Raw genomic sequence first — 24,393 nt, 5'->3', positions numbered from 1 at the left:
GCTCATCGCCGCCTTCCGCAACCGCCGCGAGACGCTGGCGATCGCCGGCGTGGACGAGGGCTCAGCCTGCGTCGGCGCGGCCTGCAAGCGCCACGTAGAATCCGGCGCCGTCACGGGCAGGAAGCGGCGTGAGCCGCGCCACCCAGCCCTTGCGCCGCGCCTCGAGCAGAAGGCGGCCGACGGGCTGGAACAGGGTCTCGCCGCTCGTCGGCGTCGCCGGATCGATGAGGACGGCGACGGACTTGCCGGCAGCGAAGCGGCTGCGCTCCAGCATCTCCTGGATGGAGGCGAGCGCCCGCTGGCGGGAGACGCCGCGCAGGTCAATCACCGATTCGGCATCTGCGAGGCCGAGATTGCCGCGCAACTTGGCTGCATAGACGTCGTCAAAAAAGGGCATGGGCGCGACAACTCGGGCAAGGCGACGCAGGTGGGGAACGCCGACAACGGACGCGCGCGGCGCGGCCGCGAAGCGTTTCGTCGTCGACAGTCTGTCCACGCCCGCGCTGCCACGTCAACCGCGTCGGCAAGCCGCTGCCGGAGCGTGAGCCGAGCGGCCGGGCGCGGCCTCAGCGCACGATGACGTTCTTGAACTGCCAAGGGTCGTCGTAGTCGACATCCTCGGGGAAGAGCACGCCCCGCCCCGTCACCGGCGTCCAGTCGGTATACCGGCCGACGACGGGCCCGAGGTAGGGCCGCTGCACCTCAAGACAGCGGCGAAAATCCATCTCGTCAGCCTCGACAACGCCGCGGTCGGGATTCTCCAGCGCCCAGACCATGCCGGCCAGCACGGCCGAGGTTACCTGCAGGCCCGTCGCGTTCTGGTAGGGAGCGAGGCGGCGCGTCTCCTCGATGGAGAGCTGCGAACCGTACCAGTAGGCGTTGCGCGCATGGCCGTAGAGCAGCACGCCGAGCTCGTCGATGCCGTCGACGATCTCCTCCTCGTCCAGGATGTGCCACACGTCCTGGACCTTCCACTGCCCGCCCGCCATCTCGTGCAGGGACAGCACGGCATCGTCGCAGGGATGGTAGGCATAGTGGCAAGTGGGGCGGAAGAGCACCCGCCCGCCCTCCCGGGCGGTGAAGTAGTCCGCGATCGAGATCGCCTCGTTGTGGGTGATGAGCCAGCCGTGCTGGGCGTCGGCGGTGGGCGTCCACGAGCGCACGAGCGTGCCCGCTCCGGGGCGCGTCAGATAGATGCCGGCGCCGCAGCCGAAATCGTGCGCTCGCGCCTCGGGCGGCAGCGCCTTCTCATGCGTGCCCCAGCCCAGCTCCGCCGGCTGCAGCCCCTCGGCGATGAAGCCGTCGACCGACCAGGTGTTGACGAAGGTGCCGCGCTCCTTCGGCTTCCTGGCACGCTGAGTATCGCGCTCGGCGATGTGGATGCCCTTGACGCCGGCCTTCATCATGAGCAGCGCCCACTCCTTTCGGCTCGTCGGCTCGGGCTCGTCGAGCCCGAGGTCGGCGACGAGGTTGAGGAGCGCCTGCTTGACCAGCCACGACACCATGCCGGGGTTGGCGCCGCAGCAGTTCACGGCCGTGCGCCCGGGGCCGAGCGCCCCCTTCATCTCCAGCACGGATTCGCGCAGCGCGTAGTTGGAGCGCTGCGACATGGTGAGGCGCGGGTCGGTGTAGAAGCCGGCCCACGGCTCAGCCACGGTGTCGATGTAGAAGGCGTCGCACTCGCGCGCGAGGCGCATCATCTCGGTGGAGGACACGTCGACCGACAGGTTGACGAGGAAGCCCGGCCCGGGCCCGGCTGTGAGCAGGGGCTTGAGAAGGCGATCAAAATTCTCGCGCGTGACCGCCTCGTTGATGAAGCGGATGCCGCGCTCGTCGAGCACGCTGCGGTTCTTCTCATCGGGATCGATGACCACGAACTTCGACCGGTCGTGCGCGATGTGACGCTCGATCAGCGGCAGGGTGCCCTTGCCGATGGAACCGAAGCCGATCATGACGATGGGGCCGTCGATGCGGGCATGCACGGGCCAGTCGGTCATCTCTTCCCCTCCTGCTGGCGGCGATGTCCCGCGATCGGGACGGGCGAAACGGCTGCAAGTCGCACGAAGCCATGTCCGTGCGACGCGATCAATCGGAAATGCCGGATCAGGCCGCGCGGGCGAGCCCTTCATCACCCTGCTTCGCAGCGGCGACGAGCTCGCCGAGGTCGGGCAGGGCCGCCGGCTGGCCCGTCGGCGAGACGAGCCCGCGCGCCCCGGCGAGCGCTCCGGGGACGAGCTCCAGCCCGAGGAAACGCTCGCGCGCGAAAGGCCCCGGCAGCCACAGGCCGGCGGTATGCGCCGCCGAGAAGCCGAAGCGCGCATAGTAGGACGCATCGCCCACAAGCAGGATCGCGCGATGGCCCAGTGCCGCCGCATCGGCGATGGCCCGGCGCATCAGCGCCCCGCCGATGCCGGCCGAGCGCATGTCGGCTGCCACCGCAAGCGGCCCGAGCAGAAGGGCCGGACGCGCCGGCCCGGCCGTCACGTGCCACAGCCGCAGGGTTCCGACGAGGCGCCCGTCATGGCGCGCGACCAGGGCCAGCCCCTCGGCCGGCAGGCGCCCTTCCCTCAGGCGCTCGGACGTCTTGCCGAAACGCGCCTCGCCGAAGGCCTCGTCAAGCAGCGCCTCGCGCGCCGCGGCGTCGCGCGGCTGCTCCCGTTCGATGATCATGGCAATGCCTTCCCCGTCCCGCGCGCGAGACGATGCGTGCGACACTGGTCGCTGCTGAGGAAGGGGAGCCGGCAGCCCGGCTCCCGACGACGGCGAAGCCGGAACCCGTCCTGGGCTGCGGCTCAGATGTGGTACGCCTTGAGCGGTGGGAAGCCGTTGAAGGCGACTGCCGAGTAGGTCGTCGTATAGGCGCCCGTGCCTTCGATGAGGATCTTGTCACCAATCGACAGGCTCACCGGCAGCGGATAGGGCACCTTCTCGTAGAGCACATCGGCGGAATCGCACGTCGGCCCTGCGAGCACGCACGGCTCCACCGCATCGCCATCGCGCGGCGTGCGGATGGGATAGCGGATCGCCTCATCCATCGTCTCGGCGAGGCCGCCGAACTTGCCGATGTCGAGATAGACCCAGCGGATGTCGTCGTCCGCGCTCTTGCGGGAGATGAGCACCACCTCGGCCTCGATGACGCCGGCGTTGCCGACCATGCCGCGGCCCGGCTCGATGATCGTCTCCGGAATCGCGTTGCCGAAGTGACGGCACAGCGCCTGGAAAATCGATGCGCCATAGGCCTCGACCGCCGGCACATCCTTGAGGTAGCGCGTCGGAAAACCGCCGCCGAGGTTGACCATCGACAGGTTGAAGCCGCGCTCGGCGCACTCGCGGAAGATGCCAGCCGACGAAGCGAGAGCCTGGTCCCAAGCCTCGGTGTTGGCCTGCTGCGACCCGACGTGGAAAGACACGCCATAGGCCTCGAGGCCAAGGCGATGGGCGTACTCCAGCACGTCGACGGCCATCGACGGCTCGCAACCGAACTTGCGCGACAGCGGCCACTCTGCGCCCGCACCGTCGCACAGGATGCGGCAAAAGACCTTGGAGCCGGGCGCAGCACGGGCGACCTTCTCCACCTCTTCCGTGCAGTCGACGGCATAGAGGCGCACACCAAGCTCGTAGGCGCGCGCGATGTCGCGCTCCTTCTTGATGGTGTTGCCGTAGGAGATGCGGTCAGGCGTCGCGCCGGCAGCCAGGGCCATCTCGATTTCGGCCACGGATGCCGTGTCGAAGCAGGAGCCGAGACCGGCGAGCAGCTTCAGCACCTCGGGCGAGGGGTTGGCCTTGACGGCGTAGAACACGCGCGTGTCGGGCAGCGCGCGCGCAAAGCTGAGGTAGTTCTCGCGCACCACCTCGAGATCCACGACGAGGCAAGGGCCGTCTTCTCGTCGGCTGCGCAGGAATTCGCGAATGCGCTCGGTCATCGACCTGCTCCCAAAGCTCAAACGGGGGGCGGACAACCACCCGGCATGACACAGGTGCGATAGCCTCCGCCGCCACGCTGTGGAGACGTGACGGCGCCGAGGGGTTTCACACCCGAACGTGCTGCCTACGCTTTGGAAGGGATTGCCTTCCGCACGCCTGGCAATGATGGACAAGCCTCTTCGGTAGCCCGAGCCGACCTTTGGAGGGTCGGTAGAGACCAAAAAAGCCCGTTCCGTCGTTGCTTTAAGCCGCGTCCCCCGCGGAGAGCGGAGTGCGCCGGTTTCGCCTCCGGCTGCCAGTCAAGTGTTCGAAGCCTGCGCTTCGGGCGGCTGTCCGGCCTCTTGTCCGGATGCCCACCGACCGGCACGCGACCACAGGCACGTGCGAAATTGGGCATGCGTTTAATAGTATCCTTGCCCGTCTCTCTCAAGACCTGCGGCAGGCCAAAATGACGAAAATTTTCGTGCGGTGGACGCAGCCCCGCCTTGATGCTGCCGCATGGGCGGATTGATGGGATCTTAAAGGTGGGACTGACACCGTTCCAGCGCCCATCCAATGGGATTCAACCCGCAAGCGAAGCAGATGACGATCGACCGACGCATATTCCTGAAGCTCGCCGCAACGGCCACCGCCGCCGCTTCCCTGCCGCGGGCCGGTGTCGCCCAGCAGGTCGACCCCGCCATCCGCGGTCCGCAGGCTCGCCCTCCCTTCGGCTACGAGGACGTCATTCGCCGTGCGCGAGACCTCAGCTCTCTGCCCTACGAGCGTCCGACGAGCACGGTGGAGGACATGCTCGCCAAGCTCGATTTCGACGCCTATCGCGACATTCGCTTCCGGCCGGACAAGGCCCTGTTCGCCCAGAGCGGCAGCCCCTTCCGCATGCAGCTCTTTCATCCCGGCTTCCTCTTCCGCCAGCCGGTGACGATCAACGTGATTCGCGAGGGCGTGCCGACTCCGGTACCCTTCTCGGCCCAGATGTTCGACTACGGCCGCACCAAGCTCGACAAGCCGCTGCCGGTGAACACGGGCTTCGCGGGTTTCCGCCTGCACTATCCACTCAACAAGCCGCAGGTGTTCGACGAGGCCATCTCCTTCCTCGGCGCGAGCTACTTCCGCTTTCTCGGCCGCGGGCAGCATTATGGCCTTTCGGCGCGCGGGCTGGCCATCAACGCAGGCGGGGATCCCGAGGAGTTTCCGGTCTTCCGCGAGTTCTGGATCGAGACCCCGGCGCCCGACGCCGAGCGCGCTACAATTTACGCCCTGCTCGACAGCCCCTCGATTACGGGCGCCTTCCAGTTCCACCTCTATCCTGCGGCGCAGAGCGTGCTCGACGTGACGGCGACGCTGTTCCCGCGCACGAGCATTCCCAAGCTCGGCATCGCGCCGCTGACGTCGATGTTCTTCTCCGGCGAGAACGACAGGCACAGCGATTCGGGCTACCGGCCCGAGCTGCATGATTCGGATGGGCTGCTCATCCACTCCGGCTCGGGCGAATGGATCTGGCGGCCCCTGCGCAATCCGCAGCGTCCGTCGATCTCCGCCTTCGTCGAGAACAACCCGCGCGGCTTCGGCCTGATGCAGCGCGACAGGCAGTTCTCGCACTATCAGGATCTCGACCTGCACTACCAGACGCGCCCGAGCTACTGGATCGAGCCACATGGCAACTGGGGCGAGGGCCATGTGGAGCTCGTCGAGCTACCGACGGGCGACGAGACCAACGACAACATCGTCGCCTCGTGGATCCCGCGGCAGACGCCCGAGCGGGGGCAGGAGCTGACCTACGGCTACCGCATCACAGCCCTCGACCGGGAGACGGAGATGCACCCGGGCGGCAAGGTGCTGAACACCTTCGTCACCCTGCCGAAGGCGCACGGCTCGGACGAGCCCGTGCCGGCCGGCGCGCGGCGCTACCTCGTCGACTTCAACGGCGACGATCTGCCCTACTATCTCTCCGATCCGCAACTCGTGCAGGTCGACGCCAGCGTCTCCGCCGGCCAGGTCACGCGTGCCTTCGTACTGCCGAACCCGGCCATCGGCGGCTTCCGCGCCTCCATCGACATCGAGGCGCCAGAGGGCCAGACGGGCGACGTGCGCGCCTTCCTGCGCGCGGGCGGAAAGGCCCTGACGGAGACCTGGATCTATCCCTGGTCGAGCCAGTGAGGGCTTGATGCCCTCACCTGCGCCACAGCTGCGGCGGCGGGCAATCCGCCACCTCGCGCAACAGGGCGATGAAAGCCTCGGCGCCGTAGGCGGCCGCGGCCTCGCCCTTCTCCCGGCTGGCGCTCGCAGCATCGCCCATGGCGCCGGCCGCGTGAAGATCCTGGCTCATCCAGCCGAAGGACGTGGACGTGCCGATGCCGATGTGGCGGTAACGCTGCTCCATGGCGACCGAGCGCGGCTCGAAGTTCTCGGCCTTGTCCATGTGCACGGTGTCGGGCCGGAAGGCGAGCATCAATGATGTCTCCACCTCGCCGGCATGGATGCCGTGCCGCAACTCCCGCGCATCGAAAAGGTCGGGATAGCCGAAGCGGTGCCACGAGGCCGCGACCACCAGCATGTCGCAGGCAATGCGCAGCTCGCGCGCCACGATCTCGATGACGGCGACATTGCCGCCGTGCGAATTGACAATGACGAGCTTGCGGCAGCCGGCGCGGGCAACGCTCTGGCCGATCTCCGTCCAGGCCCGGATGGCCGTCTCGGCCGAGAGTGTGAGCGTGCCCGGATAGGCGAGATGCTCGTTCGACTTGCCGACCGCCTGCACCGGCAGGAAGAGCACGGGCAGGTCATCCGGCAGGCGCTCGATCACCGCATCGAGATAGCCCCGCATGATGTGGGTGTCGACGCCGACCGGCAGGTGCGGGCCGTGCTGCTCGACCGCGGCAACGGGCAGCACGGCGATGGCCTCGCCCATCGGCAGCCGGCGAAAGTCCTCGCTCGTCAGGTCGATCCAGTAGCGGGAGGGAAACATGCGGCAGATCCTCGGCATGAAGAAGGTGGGCCTTCCGGGCCTCATCGCGGCCGGGCGGCCGGCTGTCAGCCCTTGGCGGCGGCGATGATCTCCACCTCCACCTTGAATTCCTCGCGCGTGAAGCCGGAGACGATCATCAGCGTGGAGGCCGGCGGTGGTTCGCGCACGAAGCGGTCGCGCACCTCCATGTAGGGTTTCATGTAGGCCCGGTCGGTGACATAGGCGTTGATGCGCACCACATCGCCGAAATCCATGTCCGCCTCGGCGAGAATCGCGCCGAGGGCGCGGAAGCACAGCTCGGCCTGGGCGCCGGCATCCTCCGGCACCTCGTCGTTGACGCTGATGCCGAGCTGGCCGGAGGCGAACAGCATGCGGCTGCCGGCCTCGACCTCGACGGCATGGCTGTAGCGGGCGAAGGGGCGGCGGACGGCCGCCGGGCTGTGGGCCTTGTTCATTGCTGATCCGTCCCGTGCTCGGATGGCTGTCACACCATCGCGGACAGTGCGCGTCGCGGCAACGTCCGAATGGCGAAGATCGCCATGCAGCGGTGGAAGGCGCGCTCCGGCACGGGTCTTGCCAGCGCCGGCGGGGGTCGCCGTTGTGAATCTTGCCAAGACTCGCGCGAGCATCGCACAACTGGCGCCTGCGTTTCACAGGCTGCGCAAGAGGGAGGCAGCGCATGATCGGTTCAAAGGCACTGGCGGCGGGCGTGACCGCCTTGGCGATGCTCGCGGCGACGGGCGCCGAGGCGCTCGACAAGGTCCGCTTCGGCACCAACTGGGTCGCACAGGCCGAGCACGGCGGCTACTACCAGGCTCTCGTCGACGGCACCTATGCGAAATACGGGCTCGACGTGGAGATCGTCCCCGGCGGGCCGCAGTCCAACAACCGCATGCTGCTGCCGGTCGGCAAGCTCGACTTCTACATGGGCGGTAACATGATCCAGGCCTTCTCGGCCGTGCAGGAGAACATCCCGACCATCGTCGTCGCCGCGCATTTCCAGAAGGATCCGCAGGTCATCATCTCCCATCCCGGGCTCGACAAGTGGGAAGACCTGAAGAAGGCGACGCTGTTCATCTCCAAGGAAGGCCTCGCCTCCTTCTACCAGTGGATGGTCAGTCAGTACGGCTTCAAGGAGAGCCAGGTCCGTCCCTACAACTTCAACGCCGCCCCGTTCATCGCCGACAAGAACTCGGGCCAGCAGGGCTACCTCACGTCCGAGCCGCTCGCCGTGGAGCGCGAGGCGGGCTTCAAGCCCAACGTCTTCCTGCTCGCCGACTACGGCTTCTCGACCTACGCCACGACCGTGGAGACGCGTCTCGACCTTGTGGAGAAGAACCCCGATCTCGTGCAGCGCTTCGTCGATGCCTCGGCCATCGGCTGGTACAACTATCTCTATGGCGACAACACAAAGGCGAACGAGGCCATCAAGCGCGACAACCCGGAGATGACCGACGAGCAGATCGCCTATTCCATCGCCAAGATAAAGGAATACGGCATCGTCGATTCGGGTGATGCGCTCGAGAAGGGCATCGGTGCGATGACCGACGAGCGCATGAAGGACTTCTTCGACAAGATGGTGAAGGCCGGCGTCGTGCCGGCGGATCTCGACTACAAGAAGAGCTACACCCTCCAGTTCGTCAACAAGGGCGTCGGCCTCGACCTGCGTCCCAGGAACTGAGGGACCGGCAAGCTGCCGGAGGCGACAGGCGCTTCCCCGGAGCGGTTGACGCGCCGGGGAGCAAAATGCAACCACTGGCGCGGCTGACGCGGGGCGAATGCCCGCCCCGCCGCCCGGCGCGTGAGACCCCACGATGCTCGATATCCAATGACGCTCGCTTCGCTGTCACCCACCCTCGCGGACCGGGAGCCGGTCGTGTCCCTGCGGGGAGTGGGCAAGACGTTCTCCAACGGCACCGTGGCGCTCGAGAACCTCGATCTCGACGTCTTTCCGGGCGAGTTCCTGTCGCTGCTCGGGCCTTCGGGCTGCGGCAAGTCGACGGCCCTGCGCCTGATGGCGGGCCTCGGCCGGCCGAGCCGCGGCCGGGTTTCCATCGCCAGCCATGATCCCGGCGAGCGCCGCGGCAACATCGGCTTCGTCTTCCAGGAGCCGACGCTCATGCCCTGGGCGACGGTGGCCGACAACGTCTGGCTGCCCCTGCGCCTCAAGGGCGTGTCGCGGGCCAAGGCGGATGCCACCATCCGCGACAGCCTCGCGCTCGTCGGCCTTGCAGCCTTCGCCGACGCCTACCCGCGGGAACTGTCCGGCGGCATGAAGATGCGCGTCTCCATCGCCCGCGCGCTCGCGACGAAGCCCGCCATCCTCCTCATGGACGAGCCGTTTGCGGCGCTCGACGAGATCACCCGTTTCAAGCTGAACGACGACCTCTTGCGCCTCAAGGCGGAGCTCGGCTGCACCGTGGTCTTCGTCACCCACTCGGTCTACGAGAGTGTCTACTTGTCGAGCCGCATCGTGGTGATGGCGGCCCGGCCCGGACGCGTCATCTCGACCATCGACGTCGACGTGCCGATGCCGCGAAGCGACAGCTTTCGCTCCACGCCGCGCTATGCCGAGCTGTGCCGCGAGGCATCGGCGGCCCTGCACGGTGCCATGGCGCCCGACGACCATCTCTAGCAAGGCCACGATGAGCGCCTCGACAGACGATACGCCCCCTGCCTCCGGCGCCGCCCGCTTCGATGCGGCGCGCCTTGCCTCCGTCCTCCTGCCCGTCGCTATCCTCGTCCTTGCCCTCGCCGGCTGGGAGGCGGTGGTGCAGATCAACGAGATCCCGCCCTACATCCTGCCGGCGCCGTCGCAGATCGCAGCAACACTGGTCAAGGACTGGCCGGTGCTGTTCGGCTCGTTGCTCGTGACGCTGCGCATCACGTTCCTTGCGCTGTTCGCGGCCGTCGTCGGGGGCGTCCTGCTCGCCATCCTCTTCGCCCAGTCGCGCTGGATCGAGCTGTCGTTCTTCCCCTTCGCGGTCATTCTGCAGGTGACACCCATCGTCGCCATCGCGCCGCTCCTGCTCATCTATCTCGAGCCCGGCACGGCCGTGCTGGTGTGCGCTTTCCTCGTCGCCTTCTTCCCCATCCTGTCGAACACCGCGCTCGGCCTGGCCTCGGCCGACCACAACCTCCGCGATCTATTCGACCTCTATGGCGCCTCGCGCTTCAAGCAACTCGTCTACCTGCGCCTGCCGGCTGCCCTGCCCTATTTCCTCGGCGGGCTGCGCATCGGCGGAGGGCTGGCGCTGATCGGCGCCATCGTGGCCGAGATAGCAGCCGGCACAGCCGGCCAGGGGTCGGGCCTGGCCTTCCGCATCATCGAATCGGGCTACCGGCTCAACGTCCCGCGCATGTTCGCCGCCCTCTTCCTGATCTCGGTGGCGGGCATCCTCATCTTCCTCATCTTCACCGCGCTGAGCCACCTCCTGCTGCACCGCTGGCACGAGAGCGCGCGCAGGCGGGAGGCATGACATGAGCCGCGGCTTTATTTCGCTTCCCGACACCCCGGTCTATGTGCTCGCCGATGCGACCGTGCCGGCAGCCGTGCTGCCGCCGGAGGCCGCGCGCGGCGCCGTGGAAGGGCTCGTGCGCTGCGACATCCACGTGGCGCGAGGCCGTATCACGCGCATCGTGCCTCAAGGGGGCGGTCCGGACGCTCCGTCCGAGGCGTCTGCCGTCCCCGTCCGCATCGACCTCGACGGCGGCATCGTCCTGCCGCGCCTTGTCGACGTGCACACCCACCTCGACAAGGGCCACATCTGGCCGCGCTCGCCGAACCCCGACGGCACCTTCATGGGCGCGCTCCACAGCGCCGGGCGCGACCGGGTCGCCTTCTGGAGCGCCGAAGACGTTGCCGCACGCATGGACTTTTCGCTGCGCGCGGCCTTCGCCCACGGCACCTGTGCCGTGCGCACGCACCTCGATTCCCTCGGGCCGCAGACCGCCATCTCCTGGCCGGTCTTCGCCGAGATGCGCGAGGCGTGGAAGGGGCGCATCACTTTGCAGGCCACCGCCCTTTTCACCTGTGACATCGTCACCAACGACGAGCCGCAGTTCCGTGACATCGTCTCCACGGTCGCCCGCCACGGCGGCGTCCTCGGCGGCGTTACCTTTCTGGGAGCTGCGCCAGACGCCGCGCTCGACCTGGCGCTCGACCGCATCTTCATGGCCGCGGCAGCCAACGGCCTCGACCTTGACTTCCACGTCGACGAGAGTGACGCGCCCGAGGCGCGCAGCCTTGAGCGCATCGCCGACGCTGCCCTGCGCCACCGCTTCCAGGGCCGCATCCTCGCCGGTCACTGCTGCTCGCTCGCGCTACAGGACGAGGCCGATGCCGCACGTGTCATCGACAAGCTCGGCGAGGCCGGCATCGCCGTCGTCTCGCTGCCGATGTGCAACATGTACCTGCAGGACCGTCGGCCGGGCCGCACGCCGCGCTGGCGCGGTGTCGCGCCGCTGCACGAGCTGAAAGCGGCGGGAGTGCCGGTGATGGTGGCGAGCGACAATACGCGCGATCCCTTCTACGCCTACGGCGACCTCGACATGATCGAGGTCTTCCGCGAGGCAACGCGCATCGCCCACCTCGACCACAGCGACGACAACTGGATCGCTGCGGTGACGACGACACCGGCGGCCGTGATGCGTCTTGCCGACGCCGGCCGTCTCTCCGAGGGTGGCGCTGCCGACTTCATATTGACGCGGGCGCGCAGCTGGACGGAACTTCTGGCACGACCACAGGCCGACCGCGTGGTCGTCGTGGGTGGGCGGACCATCGACGAGACCTTGCCGGACTATCGCGAACTCGACCGGCTGGTCGCAGCGCAACAAGAGGGACAACAGGACCGATGACCCACCGCTACGACATCGAGGGGCTCAAGACCCGCATCGAAGGTATCAAGACGGAGGAAAACCCGGCCCTCGTCCGCCAGAAGAGTCGCGATTTCTACTGGTATTCGCCCACACTCAAGCGCCAGCTCGAGAACGTGACCGGCGACATCCTCGTCTCGCCTGCGAACGAGGGCGAGGTGCTGCGCGTGCTCGCCGCCGCCTACGAGCTCGGCATCCCCGTCACGCCGCGCGGCACCGGCACGGGCAATTACGGCCAGGCGATGCCCCTCTCGGGCGGCATCATTCTCGACATGTCCGGCATGGACAAGGTCAAGGAGATCGGCCTCGGGCGCCTCGTGGCCGAACCTGGCGCCATGCTCGCCAAGATCGACCGGCAGACCCGCCCGCATTCGGGCCAGGAGCTGCGCCTCTTTCCCTCCACCTACGCAACGGCCTCGCTCGGCGGCTTCATCGCCGGCGGCTCGGGCGGCGTCGGCTCCATCCGCTGGGGCGGCCTGCGCGACGCAGGCAACATCCTGTCGCTCAAGGTCGCGACCATGGAGGCGACCCCGCGCATCCTGACGCTCACCGGCGACGACCTGCACAAGGTGGCCCATGCCTACGGCACCAACGGCATCATCACGGAGGTCTCCGTGCCGCTGGCGCCAGCCTATACCTGGGTCGACCTCATCGTCGGCTTTAACACGCTGGCGGAGGCGGCGGCCTATGCCAACGCGCTCGGCGAGCAGGACGGCCTGCTGCTGAAGGAACTCGCCGTCATCGCCGCGCCGGTGCCGCACGACGTCTTCCTGCGCCACCAGAAGTTCCTGCCGCGCGACAAGCACATCGCCGTCATCATGGTGGCGGAGCACGCGCTCGACGCGACCCTCGCCTTCACCCGCCGCGTCTCGGGGGCCGAGGTGCTGTTCCGCCAGGATGCGATAAGCCCGGAGGAGCTGCGCGGCCTGCCGCCGGCCTTCGAGCTCGCCTGGAACCACACGACCCTGCGCGCGCTGCGCGTCGACCCCAGCATCACCTATCTGCAGACGCTCTATCCCTTCCCGAACCAGCTCGAGCTCGTCGAGAAGGTCCATGCGCACTTCGGCGACGAGGTGATCGCGCATCTCGAATTCGTCCGCTTCGATGGCAAGATCACCTGCTTCGGCCTGCCGCTCGTGCGCTTCACCAGCGAGGAGCGCCTCGAGGAGATCATCCGCATCCACGAGGACATGGGCGTGCCCGTCTTCAACCCGCACCGCTACACGCTGGAGGAAGGGGGCATGAAACAGACCGACGCCGTGCAGCTCGCCTTCAAGCGCGAGGCTGACCCGCGCGGCCTGCTCAACCCCGGCAAGATGATCGCCTGGGAGAACCCGGACTACGACTATGCGTCGGGCCGGACCTATCTCTTCCCCGGCCTTGCCGACCGCGCCGCCTGACGGCCGATGCGCATTCTCCTCGTCTACTGCCACCCGTGCGCGGAAAGCTTCACGGCCGCTGTGCGCGATACGGCCCTCGCCACCCTGTCGCGCCGCGGCCACGAGGTGCACCTGCTCGACCTCTATGCCGAGGGCTTCGATCCGGTGATGAGCGCGGAGGAACGGCGGGGCTATCACACGCCCGGTGCCAACGAGGCACCGGTCGCCAACCACCTCGCCCTCGTGCGCTGGGCAGAGGGCCTCGTCTTCGTCCACCCCACGTGGTGGTATGGCCCGCCAGCCATGCTGAAGGGCTGGCTCGAGCGGGTCTTCGTGCCGCACGCCACCTTCCGGATGCCCGAGCGTGGCAAGCCAACCGTCGGCGCCCTGCACCACATCCGCCTCATCGCCGCCATCTCCACCCTCGGCAGCCCGCGCTGGTGGTGGTGGTTCATGGGCATGCCCGGCAGGCGCATGCTGCTGACCGGCATCGGCGCCCTGTGCGGCCTGAGGTGCAAGCGCCTCTGGCTCGGCCTGCATTCCATGGACACGGTGACGGAGGACGAACGCCGCCGCTTCCTCGCCAAGGTCGAGCGCGTTCTCGGCCGCATCTGACCGCGCCCATGCCGGTTGTCATTGAAGTGTCGCAACCGGGCGACCATTATTCTGACGGCAGGCAAGCCCTTCAATGGGCGAAACCGTTCGAGGCCCGCAATGAAACACCCGGTCGCCAAGAGTGTCGGGTGGGCCCTTGTCCACGCGGCCCGCCTCCACCGCACGCGCGTCGGCGAGCGGCTCAACCGCCTCGGCCTGTTTCCCGGCCAGGAGCAGGTGCTGCAGGCCCTCGTCGGTGGCAGGACGCTGACCATGGGCGAGCTGGCCAGCCTCCTCCGGGTGAAGCCGCCCACCGCCTCCAAGACCGTCGCGCGCCTTGCCGCCCAGGGCCTCGTCGAGCGCGCCACCGAGCCGGGCGATGCCCGCGTCGTCGTCGTGCGACTGACGGAAGAAGGCGCCCGCCGCGCATCGTCCATCGACAATCTCTGGAACGAGGTGGAGAACGAGCTGCTGCGCGGCCTCGACAACAAGGACCGCAAGCGCCTGCGCAAGCTGCTGCGCAAGGTGGCCAGGAATCTCGCCGCCAGTGGCACCGCAGACGGTGCCATGGGCCTCGACGACGATCCGGACGACATGGAGGATACGCCGGCCGTCGCCTCGGTCGGCTGAACGCTCGCCGCAGCGCAGCAACGCGCAAGGTGCAGGGGAGCCCTGCGAGGGAACGCCTGCCTCCTCACCTGCTCCTGGTCTAGCGTCATGCAGGCTCGATCAAAACGGTTGAAACCGGCACATGACGTCGCAGGCTTCGCTCGACGCGGCGGATGAGAAGGCGCGCAGGGACCGGCTGCTCGCCATCACGCTCATGTGCGGCGCCCTCATGTGCTTCGCCTGCCTCGACACGAGCGCCAAGTGGCTCAACCGCTACATGGACCCCATCCAGACGGTCTGGGTGCGCTACATCGGCAGCATCCTCTTTGTCACGGCGCTCATCAACCCGGTCACCCATCCTGGCGCCCTCAAGTCGAACCGGCTCGCGCTGCAGCTCGCGCGCTCGCTGCTGCTTTTCCTCTCGACGATTCTCAACTTCTTTGCCCTGCGCTACCTGCAGCTCGTCGAGACGATGTCGATCCTGTTCTCGACACCACTCATCGTGGCGCTCATTGCCGGCCCGCTCCTCGGCGAATGGGCGGGGCCCAGGCGGCTTGCCGCCATCGCCGTCGGTTTCGTCGGCGTCCTCGTCGTCACCCGGCCCGGCATCGGCGGGCTGCATCCGGCCGCGCTGCTCTCCGTCGCCGGCGCCTTCTGCTACGCCCTCTACAGCCTCGCCACCCGCGTTCTGGCCGCGCACGATTCGTCCGAGACGACGATGGTCTATTCCGGCTTCGCCGGGGTTGTGCTGACGACGCCGATCATTCCCTTCGTCTGGACGGCGCCGCCCTCGCTCATGGTCTGGCTCGTCATGTTCGCCGTCGGCGCCTTCGGCGCCCTCGGGCACTGGCTGCTGATCGTCGCCCATCGCTATGCCCCGGCGCCCGTTCTGGCGCCGTTCATCTACACCCAGATCGTTTGGATGATCGCGCTTGGCCTCATCGTCTTCGGCGACGTGCCGGACGCATGGACCCTCACCGGCGCGGGCATCGTCGTCCTCTCAGGGCTTTATCTGCTCTATCGCGAGCGGGAGCAGAAGACCTCCACAGACCGGACGGCCGGCTGAGGTCACGCCTTTCCAGCACAGCAGTTCAAGAATGGATTCGCCAAATGGCCCCTTGACTTAATTCGATTGAAAATGCGTGCTTGCGAAAGGTGCGAGGCCCCGCCGACCGGGGCAGTCCGAGGGGGAAGCGCAGACTATGACCGTCGATGGCTTGATGAACGAGGGCCAGGAACGCGGCCGTGTAACGCTTCAGGTCATCGCCGACAAGCTCTCCCTTTCCACGGCGACGGTCTCGCTCGCGCTGCGAGACAGCGCCGTCGTGGCCGAGAGCACCAAGCAGCGCGTGCAGGAACTCGCCCGCGAGCTCGGCTATGTCTACAACCGCAGCGCCGCCAGCCTGCGCACCGCGCGCACCAACATCATCGCGGTCGCCTTCCACGACATCACCAACCCCTACTTCACCGAGCTGCTCAGCACCATCGAGGACACGGCGAGCCGCAACGGCCTCTCGATCCTGCTCGGCACCTATTCCGAAAGCCTGGAGAAGCAGAACAAGGTCTTCGCGACGCTTCGCGAATACAGGCCCGACGGCATGATCATCTGCCCTGCCGGCGGCACCACCAGCGCCAACCTGCGCCTCCTGACCTCGGCCGGCATCCCCGTCGTCCAGGTCTCGCGCGAGGTGCCGGGTACGACCCTCGACTTCGCGGGCTCCGACGATGCGCGCGGCATGGAGCTGGCTGTCGAGCACCTGCTCGCGCTCGGGCACCGGCGCATCGCGCTCATCGGCGGCAACACGCTGATCTCCACGGGCAACAACCGCAGGACCGGCTACCGCAACATGCTCGCCCGCCACGGCATCCGCTTCGATCCCTCCCTCGTCGTGGAGGGCTTCGGCACGCGCGAGCTGGGCTTCCGCAGCATCCAGCGCCTGCTGCAGCTCGACGACCCGCCGACGGCCGCCGTGTGCTTCAATGATCTCGTCGCCTTCGGCGCCATGCTCGGCCTGCGCCACGCCGGACGCGAGGCGGGCGTCAACTTCTCCATCGTCGGCTGCGACGACGTCGCCGAGGCAGCGCAGTGGTACCCGGCCCTGACCACAATCCACAACCGCCAGCTCGAGATGGGCCAGAGCGCCGCCGAACTGCTCATCCGCCGCATCGCCGACCCGCAGGCCGACGTGCGCCGCGTCGTGCTGGAGCCGCGCCTCGTGGTACGCAACTCCACCTGCCCGCTGCGCTGACGGGGCCGACGCTCCGTCGCCCCGCACTCGCTGCCACCCGTCTTCCCAAAAAAGCGAATGCCCGCGACGGGCGCGGGCATCGCAGCGGACTGTGCCTGTCAGCCGTGTCTATTCCTTCACCGCGCCGGTCATCGACGAGACATAGTGCTCAACGAAGAAGGAATAGAGGATGACGACCGGCAGCGAGCCGATGAGCGCGCCGGCCATCAGCGAGCCCCATTCATAGACGTCCGAACGGACGAGCTCCGTCAGCACGCCCACCGGCACCGTCTTGTTCTCCGACGAGGCGATGAAGGTCAGCGCGTAGATGAACTCGTTCCACGACAGCGTGAAGGCGAAGATGCCGGCCGAGATGAGCCCCGGCACCGACAGCGGCAGCAGCACCTTCATGAGGATCTGCCAGCGCGAGGCACCGTCGATCAGCGCGCACTCCTCGAGCTCGTAGGGGATGGAGCGGAAATAGCCCATCAGCAGCCATGTGCAGAACGGCACGAGGAAGGTCGGATAGGTGAAGATGAGCGCCAGCTTGGTGTCGTAGATGCCGAAGTTGAACACCATCAGCGCCAGCGGGATGAACAGGATCGACGGCGGCACCAGATAGGCGAGGAAGATGGCGAGGCCGACGAAGCGCGCCCCCCTGAAGCGCAGCCGCTCGATGGCATAGGCCGCGAACACCGAGGTGACGAGCGACACGAAGGTTGCCGCCACTGCGACGATAATCGTGTTCACGAGCCAGCCGGGATACGAGGTCTCGAACAGCAGGTAGCGGATGTGGTCGAGCGTCGGCTCCACCACCCAGAAGGGGCTGTAGTTGTTGTAGTCCGTCAGCTGCGCATTCGGTTTGATGGCGGTGATCGCCATCCAGTAGAACGGGAACAGCAGGACGAACAGGAAGACGAAAAGCGGCAGGTAGACCGTCACGAGCCGGCGCGGCAGGCGCTCGAGATAGCCCATCCCTCCCTCGTCGCCGACGAGGGGCTCGCGAACAGGCGCCGTTTGGGTGGAAGCGCTCATCGGTGTCTCCTCAATCGGCCCCGCCCTGCTGCCAGCGGCGGCGCTGCAGGCCGAAGTAGCTGAACAGGATGGCAGCGAGCAGGAAGGGGATCATGGCGACCGCGATCGCCGCGCCCTCGCCGAGCTGCCCGCCCGGAATGGCGCGCTGGAAGCTCAACGTCGCCATGAGATGCGTGGCGTTGAGCGGCCCGCCGCGCGTCAGCACGTAGATGAGCTGGAAGTCGGTGAAGGTGAACAGCACCGAGAAGGTCATCACGACGGCGATGATCGGCGTCAGCATGGGCAGCGTGATATAGCGGAAGCGCTGCCAGGACGTGGCGCCGTCCAGCGTCGCCGCCTCGTGCAGCGAGGGCGGAATGGTCTGCAGGCCGGCGAGCAGCGAGATGGCGACGAAGGGAATGCCGCGCCAGACGTTGGCCGCGATCACCGAAGCCCGCGCATTCGTCGCGTCACCGAGGAAGTTGATGGGCGCATCGATGAGGCCCATGCGCTGCAGCGCCCAGGAAATGATGGAGAACTGCGCGTCGTAGATCCACCAGAAGGCGATGGCCGACAGCACCGTCGGCACGACCCACGGCAGCAGCACGATGGCCCGGAAGAAGGCCTTGAACGGCAGCCGCTCGTTGAGGATCAGCGCCAGCCACAGCCCCAGTGCGAACTTCAGAACCGAGGCGACGGTGGTGTAGAGGATGGTGTTGAACACCGAGAGCCAGAAGATCTGGTCCTCCCACAGGAGCTCGTAGTTTTCCAGCCCCACGAAGACGCCGGCGCGGCCGATTCGCGTGTCGGTGAAGCCCAGCCAGACGCCGAGGCCGAGCGGATAGGTGAGGAAGACCAGCAGAAAAACGGCCGCCGGCAGCAGGAAGAGGAGGCCAAGGAAGTTGTGGTCGTGCGCGAGCCGGGACAGGCTCCAGCGCGACGAAGGGGCAGCCGTTATCGTATCGGCACTGACGGACATGCGCCGCTCTCCGGTTATTCTGAAAAACAGTCCGCCGCTCGGCCAGACAGGGAACCGCGACGGCCGTGAAGGGGCGGCGGCGATGCCGCCGCCCCTCCGATGATCACACCCGATAGTAGCGGTTGGCGCGCTGCTCGGCGCGCTTGGCGGCCTCCTCCGGCGTACGCTGGCCGGTCGCGGCCTCGGCGAACATGTCGACCAGCACGTAGTCGGCCATCACGGCAGCCGAGGCATAGCCGAGCGGGCCGGCATAACCGTTGGGCCGCAGCGTCTCGGATGCCTTCGCGTAGGGCTCGTGCAGCGGAGTCGCCTTCCAGATGGGGTTGCTGGCGTAGGCCTTCAGCGTCTGGCAGCAGTAGGCGTTCGAGCCCTCGATCCAGTTGTTCATCTGGTCGGCCTCGAACATGAACTGCAGATAGGCCTTCGCCGCCTCCGGATACTTCGTGTACTTGAAGATCACCGCCGTCGTCGTCTGGTGCAGCTCCACAGACTCGCCAACCGGGCCGATCGGCAGGTTGGTCGTCTTGATGTCCTCCGCCATCTCCGCCAGCTTCGGGTCGTTCTTGGCGGAGTAGTAGAGCGACACGCCGTTGGCCGTGAGCGAGATCTCACCCGCAAGGAAGGCGCGGTTGTTGTTGACGTCCAGCCAGCTCTCGGTACCGGGGATGAAGGTCTGGTAGAGCTCACGGGCGTATTTCAGCGCCTCGATGGTCTCCGGGCTGTTGATGACGACCTTGCCGTTCTCGTCGACCATCTTGCCGCCGTGGCTCCACAGCAGCCAGTGGGCATAGTTGTTGCCGTCGCCCACGGCCTTGCCGTGCGGGAAGCCCGCCGGGTGGCCGTTGGCCTTCAGCGCCTTGCACAGTTCCAGGAAGCCCTGGGTGTCCTTCGGGAACTCGCTGAAGCCGGCCTCCTTCACCCAGCTCTCGCGATAGCAGATGGCGTTGCCGATGGTGGCGAGCGGAATGCCGATGAACCGCCCGTCACGCTTGGCATAGCCCTCGGGGCCGGCATACCAGCCACCATAGCGCGAGGCCAGGTCGTCGGCGAGGTCGGTCACGTCGAGGAGCTTGTCCGGATACTGGTGGGCGTCGTCGAACCACACCCACATGATGTCCGGGCCGGAGCCGACGTTGGCCGCGACCGCCGCCTTCGGGCGGATGTCCTCCCAGCTCTCCTTGTCGATGCGGACCTCGACGCCGGTGAGCTCCGTGAACTTCTTGGTGTTGGCGAGCCAGGAATCCTCATCCCCCTTGACGAAGGGCGACCAGCGCAGCACGCGCAGCGAGGCCCCCGGCTCGGGCGTGAACTTCAGGGCCGACTGAGCGCGTGCCGGCCCGGAACCGAGCAGGGACATGCCGGCTGCACCGGCCGCGAGGCCGGCGCCGCCGAGAAGCAAATCGCGTCTTGAAATGGTCATGGGCAATCCTCCGATGTGATGGGACGCAACTCATTGCGCGGTGCGGCCGTCCCTTCGCCATTCTTCGTGACGACACCGCCATCACGACCGCAGCCCCCCGGGGCTGCGGCCGAAACCCTTAGAGGCGCTTACCCGTCTGCGCGTCGAACAGGTGCACGAGCTCCGGATTGGGCGCGAGCGGAATGGTGTCGCCCGGCCCGACGGTGACACGCTCGCGGAACACGCCGACGATGTCCTGCCCGCCCAGCTTGGCGAAGACCTGCGTCTCCGACCCCGTCGGCTCGACGACGACAACCTCGGCCGGGATACCGTTCTGCGCATCGATGACGAAATGTTCGGGGCGGATGCCGTAGACGGCCGGGCGGCCGTCGGCACCGGCCGGCGCCGTGGCGAGTGGCAGCTCCAGGCCGCCCTCGGCCTTGAAGACAGCCTTGCCGTTGACCTTGATGCTGCCCTTGATGAAATTCATGGCCGGCGAGCCGATGAAGCCGGCGACGAACATGTTGGCCGGCCGGTCGTAGAGCTCCAGCGGCGCACCCATCTGCTCGACGATGCCGTCGTGCATCACGACGATCTTGTCGGCCATGGTCATGGCCTCGATCTGGTCATGCGTCACGTAGACGGTGGTCGTCCTGAGGCGCTGGTGCAGCTCCTTGATCTCGGTGCGCATCTGCACGCGCAGCTTGGCATCAAGGTTCGACAGCGGCTCGTCGAAGAGGAAGACCTGCGGGTCGCGCACGATGGCGCGGCCCATGGCGACGCGCTGGCGCTGGCCGCCGGAGAGCTGACGCGGATAGCGGTCGAGCAGGTGGCCGAGCCCCAGGATGTCCGCGGCCTTCTTCACGCGCTGTTCGATCTCGCTCTTGGGCGCGTTGCGCAGCTTGAGCGAGAACGCCATGTTGTCCGCCACCGTCATGTGCGGATAGAGCGCGTAGTTCTGGAACACCATGGCGATGTCCCGCTCCTTGGGCGGCACGTCGTTGACGACGCGGTCGCCGATGCGGATCTCGCCACCGGTGACGTTCTCCAGGCCCGCCACCATGCGCAACAGGGTCGACTTGCCGCATCCAGACGGGCCGACGAGAATCACGAACTCGCCGTCCGCGATGTCGATAGAAACGCCGTGGATGACCTGCGTCGCGCCAAACGCCTTGCGAACGTCTCGAATCTCAACCGATGCCATTTAAGTCGACCGTCCCTTTTGAGGCGGCTCTTCCGGCCGCAACACTACTCGCCCCGAAGCCTTGAGCGGCATCAGGACACGCGAAATCGTTCGTCAAACGCAGTTTCTGCGCAAGACGGAAACCTTGCCATCGCGAAAAGCTGAGATGCGCGACCTGTCGTGCACGCCGTCTCCCTCCCCTGGGCCCGTGAAGGCCGTTTCCCCTTCGCCGGTGATCCGGCTGTCATTGGTGTGCCGCATCTGCGCGACACCTTGTTGACCGTAACGCTAGCCGGGTCTCAACTTGAATTCAATCGTTTAAACGCTTAAGCCGGCGAAACCCAACGACAGCCAAGGAAACGCACCCGTGAGCAAGCCCGAGATTCTTCTTGTCCGCCCCATCATGCCGCTCATCGAAGAGGGGCTGACCAAGCACTTCACGCTGCACAAGCTGGCCGAGGTCGGGGACGAGGCAGCCTTCTTCCGCGAGGTGGGCCCGCGCATCCGCGGCGTCGCCGCCGGCGGGGCCGGAAAGGCGGACCGGGCGCTCATCGAGAAGCTTCCGGCGCTTGAGATCATCGCCAACTTCGGCGTCGGCTACGACGGCATCGACGTGAAGGCGGCCGCCGAGCGGGGCATCATCGTCACCAACACCCCTGACGTGCTCACCGGCGAGGTGGCGGACCTGGCGCTGGGCCTGCTGCTCGCCACCGTCCGCCAGATTCCGCAGGTGGACCGCTACCTGCGTGCCGGCAAGTGGCTGGAGAAGCCCTATCCGCTCACCACCACCCTGCGCGAGCGCAAGATCGGCATCCTCGGCCTCGGCCGCATCGGCAAGGCCATCGCCAGGCGCTGCGAGGCCTTCGACCTCGAGATCGCCTATCACGGCCGCCGCCGGCAGGACGACGTGCCCTACCGCTACTACGACAACCTCGTCGACATGGCGCGCGACGTGGACGTGCTGATGGTGGTCGCGCCGGGCGGGGACGCAACCTATCACATCGTCAACGAGGAGGTGCTGAACGCCCTCGGGCCGAACGGCATCCTCATCAACGTCGGTCGCGGCACCGTCGTCGACGAGAAGGCGCTCATCGCCGCGCTGCGCGACGGCAGGATCCTCTCCGCCGGCCTCGACGTGTTCGAGAACGAGCCGCATGTGCCGGCCGAGCTCATCGCCATGGACCACGTGGTGCTGCTGCCCCACGTCGGTTCCGCCTCGGTCTACACGCGCAACGCCATGGGCCAGCTCGTCGTCGACAACCTCGTGTCGTGGTTCGAGGGCAAGGGCCCGAAGACGCCCGTCCCCGAGACGCCCTGGCCGCGCAAGTGACGGCAGGGCCGAACGAACCAGGGCAGATCGCGAAAGAGCGGCCTGCCAACCCGTGAGCAAAAGAAAAGGCCGGGCGATCCGCCCGGCCTTGTCGCATCAGATGCCCAGCTTGCCGCCGAGCTCGTCCTCGATGTGGACGCGGATGATCTCGTCGAAGGTCGTCTCGGCCCTGAAGCCGAGGGAGAGGGCGCGCCTCGCATCGAAGTTGCGCGGCCAGCCGGCCACGATCTTCATGATGACCGGGTCGGGCTCGCGGCGCACCAGCGCCACCGCCTTGTCGCCTGCCACACGGCGCAGTGCCTCGAGCTGCTCGCCCACCGTCACCGACAGGCCGGGCATGGTGATGTTGCGGCGCGGCCCCACCGCCTCGCCGTCGATGGTCGCGGCGTGGATGAGGAAACCGACGGCCGACCGCGGACTGGCGTGCCAGTGGCGCACGTCCTCGCTCACCGGCAGAATGGCCTCCATGCCGGACAGCGGCTCGCGGATGATGTTGGAGAAGAAGCCGGACGCCGCCTTGTTGGGCTTGCCTGGCCGCACGCAGATCGTCGGCAGGCGGATGCCGATGCCGTCGAAGAAGCCACGCCGCGTGTAGTCTGCCAGCAGCAGTTCGCCAATGGCCTTCTGCGCGCCGTAGCTCGTCAGCGGCGTTGTGAAGAACTCGTCACCGATCGCCTCGGGGAAGGGCGCGCCGAACACCGCGATGGAGGACGTGAAGACGAGCCGCGGCACGTATCCCTCGATGGCCCGCACGGCGTCGAAAAGATAGCGCGTGCCGTCGAGGTTGATGCGGTAGCCCTTCTCGAAGTCCGCCTCGGCCTCGCCGGAGACGATCGCCGCGAGATGGAAGATGACGTCGGGCCGCTCCGCCACCAGCTTCTCGGCCTCGCCCGGCTGCGAGAAGTCGGAGGCCAGCGTCTTGACCGCGAAGGGCGCGCCAGCCGGCGCGGTCGGCTCCACGATGTCGTGCAGCGTGACGCGCGTGATCTCCTTGCCGCCGAGCGCGCCGTCCCGGGCGAGGCGCTCCGTGAGCTTGCGGCCGACCATGCCGGCCGCGCCGAGGATGAGAATATGCATGCTTCCTGGATCCTTTCAGAAGGCCGCAGGGTTGGGACGGCGCGCACCGGAGGCGCCGCCGCCCCGGCCCTGTGGATGTTCAGAGCGCGAAGCCGCCGTCGACGATGTGGATCTGCCCGGTGGTGAAGGCCGACTCGTCCGAAGCGAGGTAGACCGCAAGCGCGGCGATCTCCTCGGGCTTGCCGAGGCGCCCCATCGGCTGGCGATCGATAAAGGCCTGGCGCACGGCCTCGACGGCCTGGCCGGTCTTTTGCGCCAGCGTGGCGATGCGCTCGTCGAGCGAGGGCGATTCAACCGTGCCGGGGCAGATGGCGTTGGCGCGGATGCCCTTGCGGATGAAGTCCGCCGCCACGGCCTTGGTGAGGCCGATGACCGCCGCCTTGCTGGCGCCATAGACGTAACGGTGCGGGATTCCGCGCACCGAGGAGGCGCCTGAGGCGATGTTGATGATGGAGCCCGCGCCCTTCTCCAGCATGGCCGGCAGGAAGGCCTTGATGGTGCGGTGCATGGACTTCACGTTGAGGTCGAAGGAGAAGTCCCAGTCCTCTTCCGAACACTCGAGGACGGTGCCGTGGTGAACGAAGCCGGCAGCGTTGACGAGCACATCGACGGCGCCGATCTCTGCGCGCAACGCTTCGACCGCCGGGGTGGAGCGCACGTCGAGCTGGCGGATCTCCGCGCCCTTCAGCCCCTGCAGCTTCTCTGTATAAAGATCGGTCGCCACCACCGACGCCCCTTCACGCACGAACGCCTCGGCAATCGCGCGGCCAATTCCCTGTCCCGCCGCCGTCACCAGCGCGCGCTTGCCCTCTAGCCTTCCGGCCATAGTCGCCT

General features: G+C 67.3%; 23 protein-coding genes. 11 read left to right on the top strand and 12 right to left on the bottom strand.

Translation table 11 applies throughout. From position 1 onward, the window contains the following. Positions 1–61 precede the first annotated feature (61 nt). The 4 genes from HNQ73_RS06720 to HNQ73_RS06705 all read right to left on the bottom strand — a co-directional run bounded on the left by HNQ73_RS06720 (position 62) and on the right by HNQ73_RS06705 (position 3,923). Entirely contained in the window at positions 62–397 is a 336-nt protein-coding gene (locus tag HNQ73_RS06720) for a hypothetical protein (protein WP_183333583.1), read from the bottom strand. A 169-nt stretch (positions 398–566) separates the two neighbouring features. After that, positions 567–1,997, bottom strand: coding sequence for a homospermidine synthase (locus HNQ73_RS06715; protein WP_183333581.1), 1,431 nt, complete (start codon positions 1,995–1,997; stop codon positions 567–569). Positions 1,998–2,103: 106 nt separating this feature from the next. Next, positions 2,104–2,670: a GNAT family N-acetyltransferase gene (locus HNQ73_RS06710; RefSeq protein WP_183333579.1), complete on the bottom strand. Its 567-nt coding sequence runs from the start codon at positions 2,668–2,670 to the stop codon at positions 2,104–2,106. A 122-nt stretch (positions 2,671–2,792) separates the two neighbouring features. Continuing rightward, positions 2,793–3,923: a type III PLP-dependent enzyme gene (locus tag HNQ73_RS06705; RefSeq protein WP_183333577.1), complete on the bottom strand. Its 1,131-nt coding sequence runs from the start codon at positions 3,921–3,923 to the stop codon at positions 2,793–2,795. 583 nt (positions 3,924–4,506) lie between these two features. Between HNQ73_RS06705 and HNQ73_RS06700 the strand changes: the two genes are divergently transcribed. Further along, positions 4,507–6,084, top strand: a complete 1,578-nt coding sequence (locus HNQ73_RS06700) for an OpgD/OpgG family glucan biosynthesis protein (protein ID WP_183333575.1) — start codon at positions 4,507–4,509, stop codon at positions 6,082–6,084. A gap of 13 nt (positions 6,085–6,097) precedes the next feature. On the opposite strand, the gene HNQ73_RS06695 is transcribed toward HNQ73_RS06700, so the two are convergent. Both HNQ73_RS06695 and HNQ73_RS06690 read right to left on the bottom strand, forming a co-directional pair. Next, positions 6,098–6,892: a creatininase family protein gene (locus HNQ73_RS06695; protein ID WP_183333573.1), complete on the bottom strand. Its 795-nt coding sequence runs from the start codon at positions 6,890–6,892 to the stop codon at positions 6,098–6,100. A gap of 65 nt (positions 6,893–6,957) precedes the next feature. After that, complete coding sequence (locus HNQ73_RS06690; RefSeq protein WP_183333571.1) at positions 6,958–7,347, bottom strand: RidA family protein; 390 nt, start codon at positions 7,345–7,347, stop codon at positions 6,958–6,960. Positions 7,348–7,571: 224 nt separating this feature from the next. On the opposite strand from HNQ73_RS06690, the gene HNQ73_RS06685 reads away from it, so the two are divergent. The 9 genes from HNQ73_RS06685 to HNQ73_RS06645 all read left to right on the top strand — a co-directional run bounded on the left by HNQ73_RS06685 (position 7,572) and on the right by HNQ73_RS06645 (position 16,598). Next, a complete protein-coding gene (locus tag HNQ73_RS06685; protein ID WP_183333569.1) occupies positions 7,572–8,573 on the top strand; it encodes an ABC transporter substrate-binding protein in 1,002 nt (333 codons plus the stop codon). A 147-nt stretch (positions 8,574–8,720) separates the two neighbouring features. Next, entirely contained in the window at positions 8,721–9,527 is an 807-nt protein-coding gene (locus tag HNQ73_RS06680; protein ID WP_183333567.1) for an ABC transporter ATP-binding protein, read from the top strand. Between the two features lie 10 nt (positions 9,528–9,537). Then, a complete protein-coding gene (locus tag HNQ73_RS06675) occupies positions 9,538–10,371 on the top strand; it encodes an ABC transporter permease (protein ID WP_183333565.1) in 834 nt (277 codons plus the stop codon). Position 10,372: 1 nt separating this feature from the next. Beyond that, on the top strand, positions 10,373–11,749 hold the full coding sequence (locus tag HNQ73_RS06670; protein ID WP_183333563.1) for a cytosine deaminase: 1,377 nt from the start codon (positions 10,373–10,375) through the stop codon (positions 11,747–11,749). Further along, positions 11,746–13,167 (top strand): FAD-binding oxidoreductase, encoded by a 1,422-nt coding sequence (locus tag HNQ73_RS06665; RefSeq protein ID WP_183333561.1) that lies wholly within the window; start codon positions 11,746–11,748, stop codon positions 13,165–13,167. The genes HNQ73_RS06670 and HNQ73_RS06665 overlap by 4 nt, the downstream gene beginning before the upstream one ends. 6 nt (positions 13,168–13,173) lie before the next feature. Further along, positions 13,174–13,761 (top strand): NAD(P)H-dependent oxidoreductase, encoded by a 588-nt coding sequence (locus HNQ73_RS06660; RefSeq protein WP_183333559.1) that lies wholly within the window; start codon positions 13,174–13,176, stop codon positions 13,759–13,761. Positions 13,762–13,860: 99 nt separating this feature from the next. Beyond that, entirely contained in the window at positions 13,861–14,370 is a 510-nt protein-coding gene (locus HNQ73_RS06655; RefSeq protein WP_183333558.1) for a MarR family winged helix-turn-helix transcriptional regulator, read from the top strand. Between the two features lie 121 nt (positions 14,371–14,491). Next, the gene (locus HNQ73_RS06650) at positions 14,492–15,415 is read left to right on the top strand and encodes a DMT family transporter (protein WP_183333556.1); all 924 of its coding nucleotides are present in this window, start codon (positions 14,492–14,494) and stop codon (positions 15,413–15,415) included. A gap of 136 nt (positions 15,416–15,551) precedes the next feature. Next, positions 15,552–16,598 (top strand): LacI family DNA-binding transcriptional regulator, encoded by a 1,047-nt coding sequence (locus HNQ73_RS06645; RefSeq protein WP_183333554.1) that lies wholly within the window; start codon positions 15,552–15,554, stop codon positions 16,596–16,598. Positions 16,599–16,706: 108 nt separating this feature from the next. Here the strand turns inward: HNQ73_RS06645 and HNQ73_RS06640 are convergent, their stop codons facing one another. The 4 genes from HNQ73_RS06640 to HNQ73_RS06625 form a co-directional block, all read right to left on the bottom strand. Further along, positions 16,707–17,612 (bottom strand): carbohydrate ABC transporter permease, encoded by a 906-nt coding sequence (locus tag HNQ73_RS06640; RefSeq protein ID WP_183333552.1) that lies wholly within the window; start codon positions 17,610–17,612, stop codon positions 16,707–16,709. Positions 17,613–17,622: 10 nt separating this feature from the next. Next, a complete protein-coding gene (locus HNQ73_RS06635; RefSeq protein ID WP_183333550.1) occupies positions 17,623–18,570 on the bottom strand; it encodes a carbohydrate ABC transporter permease in 948 nt (315 codons plus the stop codon). 103 nt (positions 18,571–18,673) lie between these two features. Then, on the bottom strand, positions 18,674–19,990 hold the full coding sequence (locus HNQ73_RS06630; RefSeq protein WP_183333548.1) for an ABC transporter substrate-binding protein: 1,317 nt from the start codon (positions 19,988–19,990) through the stop codon (positions 18,674–18,676). A gap of 118 nt (positions 19,991–20,108) precedes the next feature. After that, complete coding sequence (locus HNQ73_RS06625) at positions 20,109–21,173, bottom strand: ABC transporter ATP-binding protein (RefSeq protein ID WP_183333546.1); 1,065 nt, start codon at positions 21,171–21,173, stop codon at positions 20,109–20,111. 346 nt (positions 21,174–21,519) lie between these two features. Here HNQ73_RS06625 and HNQ73_RS06620 point away from each other — a divergent pair, with 346 nt between their 5' ends. Then, positions 21,520–22,482: a 2-hydroxyacid dehydrogenase gene (locus HNQ73_RS06620; protein ID WP_183333544.1), complete on the top strand. Its 963-nt coding sequence runs from the start codon at positions 21,520–21,522 to the stop codon at positions 22,480–22,482. 96 nt (positions 22,483–22,578) lie between these two features. Here HNQ73_RS06620 and denD read toward each other — a convergent pair whose 3' ends face one another. Next, positions 22,579–23,559 carry a D-erythronate dehydrogenase gene (gene denD / locus HNQ73_RS06615; RefSeq protein ID WP_183333542.1) on the bottom strand — a complete coding sequence of 327 codons (981 nt, stop codon included), beginning with the start codon at positions 23,557–23,559 and terminating at the stop codon, positions 22,579–22,581. 79 nt (positions 23,560–23,638) lie between these two features. After that, entirely contained in the window at positions 23,639–24,385 is a 747-nt protein-coding gene (locus tag HNQ73_RS06610; protein WP_183333540.1) for an SDR family oxidoreductase, read from the bottom strand. Between the last annotated feature and the right edge of the window lie 8 nt (positions 24,386–24,393).

This window comes from Chelatococcus composti (assembly GCF_014201415.1).
In the GTDB taxonomy this organism is placed as follows: domain Bacteria; phylum Pseudomonadota; class Alphaproteobacteria; order Rhizobiales; family Beijerinckiaceae; genus Chelatococcus_A; species Chelatococcus_A composti.
The sequence above is the reverse complement of the archived record's forward strand: the minus strand, read 5'-3'. Positions and strand labels throughout refer to the sequence as shown.

Coding starts and splice junctions, on each gene's coding strand:
- HNQ73_RS06720 (WP_183333583.1), bottom strand. CDS start 397: ATGCCCTTTTTTGACGACGTCTATGCAGCCAAGTTGCGCGGCAATCTC.
- HNQ73_RS06715 (WP_183333581.1), bottom strand. CDS start 1,997: ATGACCGACTGGCCCGTGCATGCCCGCATCGACGGCCCCATCGTCATG.
- HNQ73_RS06710 (WP_183333579.1), bottom strand. CDS start 2,670: ATGATCATCGAACGGGAGCAGCCGCGCGACGCCGCGGCGCGCGAGGCG.
- HNQ73_RS06705 (WP_183333577.1), bottom strand. CDS start 3,923: ATGACCGAGCGCATTCGCGAATTCCTGCGCAGCCGACGAGAAGACGGC.
- HNQ73_RS06700 (WP_183333575.1), top strand. CDS start 4,507: ATGACGATCGACCGACGCATATTCCTGAAGCTCGCCGCAACGGCCACC.
- HNQ73_RS06695 (WP_183333573.1), bottom strand. CDS start 6,892: ATGTTTCCCTCCCGCTACTGGATCGACCTGACGAGCGAGGACTTTCGC.
- HNQ73_RS06690 (WP_183333571.1), bottom strand. CDS start 7,347: ATGAACAAGGCCCACAGCCCGGCGGCCGTCCGCCGCCCCTTCGCCCGC.
- HNQ73_RS06685 (WP_183333569.1), top strand. CDS start 7,572: ATGATCGGTTCAAAGGCACTGGCGGCGGGCGTGACCGCCTTGGCGATG.
- HNQ73_RS06680 (WP_183333567.1), top strand. CDS start 8,721: ATGACGCTCGCTTCGCTGTCACCCACCCTCGCGGACCGGGAGCCGGTC.
- HNQ73_RS06675 (WP_183333565.1), top strand. CDS start 9,538: ATGAGCGCCTCGACAGACGATACGCCCCCTGCCTCCGGCGCCGCCCGC.
- HNQ73_RS06670 (WP_183333563.1), top strand. CDS start 10,373: ATGAGCCGCGGCTTTATTTCGCTTCCCGACACCCCGGTCTATGTGCTC.
- HNQ73_RS06665 (WP_183333561.1), top strand. CDS start 11,746: ATGACCCACCGCTACGACATCGAGGGGCTCAAGACCCGCATCGAAGGT.
- HNQ73_RS06660 (WP_183333559.1), top strand. CDS start 13,174: ATGCGCATTCTCCTCGTCTACTGCCACCCGTGCGCGGAAAGCTTCACG.
- HNQ73_RS06655 (WP_183333558.1), top strand. CDS start 13,861: ATGAAACACCCGGTCGCCAAGAGTGTCGGGTGGGCCCTTGTCCACGCG.
- HNQ73_RS06650 (WP_183333556.1), top strand. CDS start 14,492: ATGACGTCGCAGGCTTCGCTCGACGCGGCGGATGAGAAGGCGCGCAGG.
- HNQ73_RS06645 (WP_183333554.1), top strand. CDS start 15,552: ATGACCGTCGATGGCTTGATGAACGAGGGCCAGGAACGCGGCCGTGTA.
- HNQ73_RS06640 (WP_183333552.1), bottom strand. CDS start 17,612: ATGAGCGCTTCCACCCAAACGGCGCCTGTTCGCGAGCCCCTCGTCGGC.
- HNQ73_RS06635 (WP_183333550.1), bottom strand. CDS start 18,570: ATGTCCGTCAGTGCCGATACGATAACGGCTGCCCCTTCGTCGCGCTGG.
- HNQ73_RS06630 (WP_183333548.1), bottom strand. CDS start 19,990: ATGACCATTTCAAGACGCGATTTGCTTCTCGGCGGCGCCGGCCTCGCG.
- HNQ73_RS06625 (WP_183333546.1), bottom strand. CDS start 21,173: ATGGCATCGGTTGAGATTCGAGACGTTCGCAAGGCGTTTGGCGCGACG.
- denD (WP_183333542.1), bottom strand. CDS start 23,559: ATGCATATTCTCATCCTCGGCGCGGCCGGCATGGTCGGCCGCAAGCTC.
- HNQ73_RS06610 (WP_183333540.1), bottom strand. CDS start 24,385: ATGGCCGGAAGGCTAGAGGGCAAGCGCGCGCTGGTGACGGCGGCGGGA.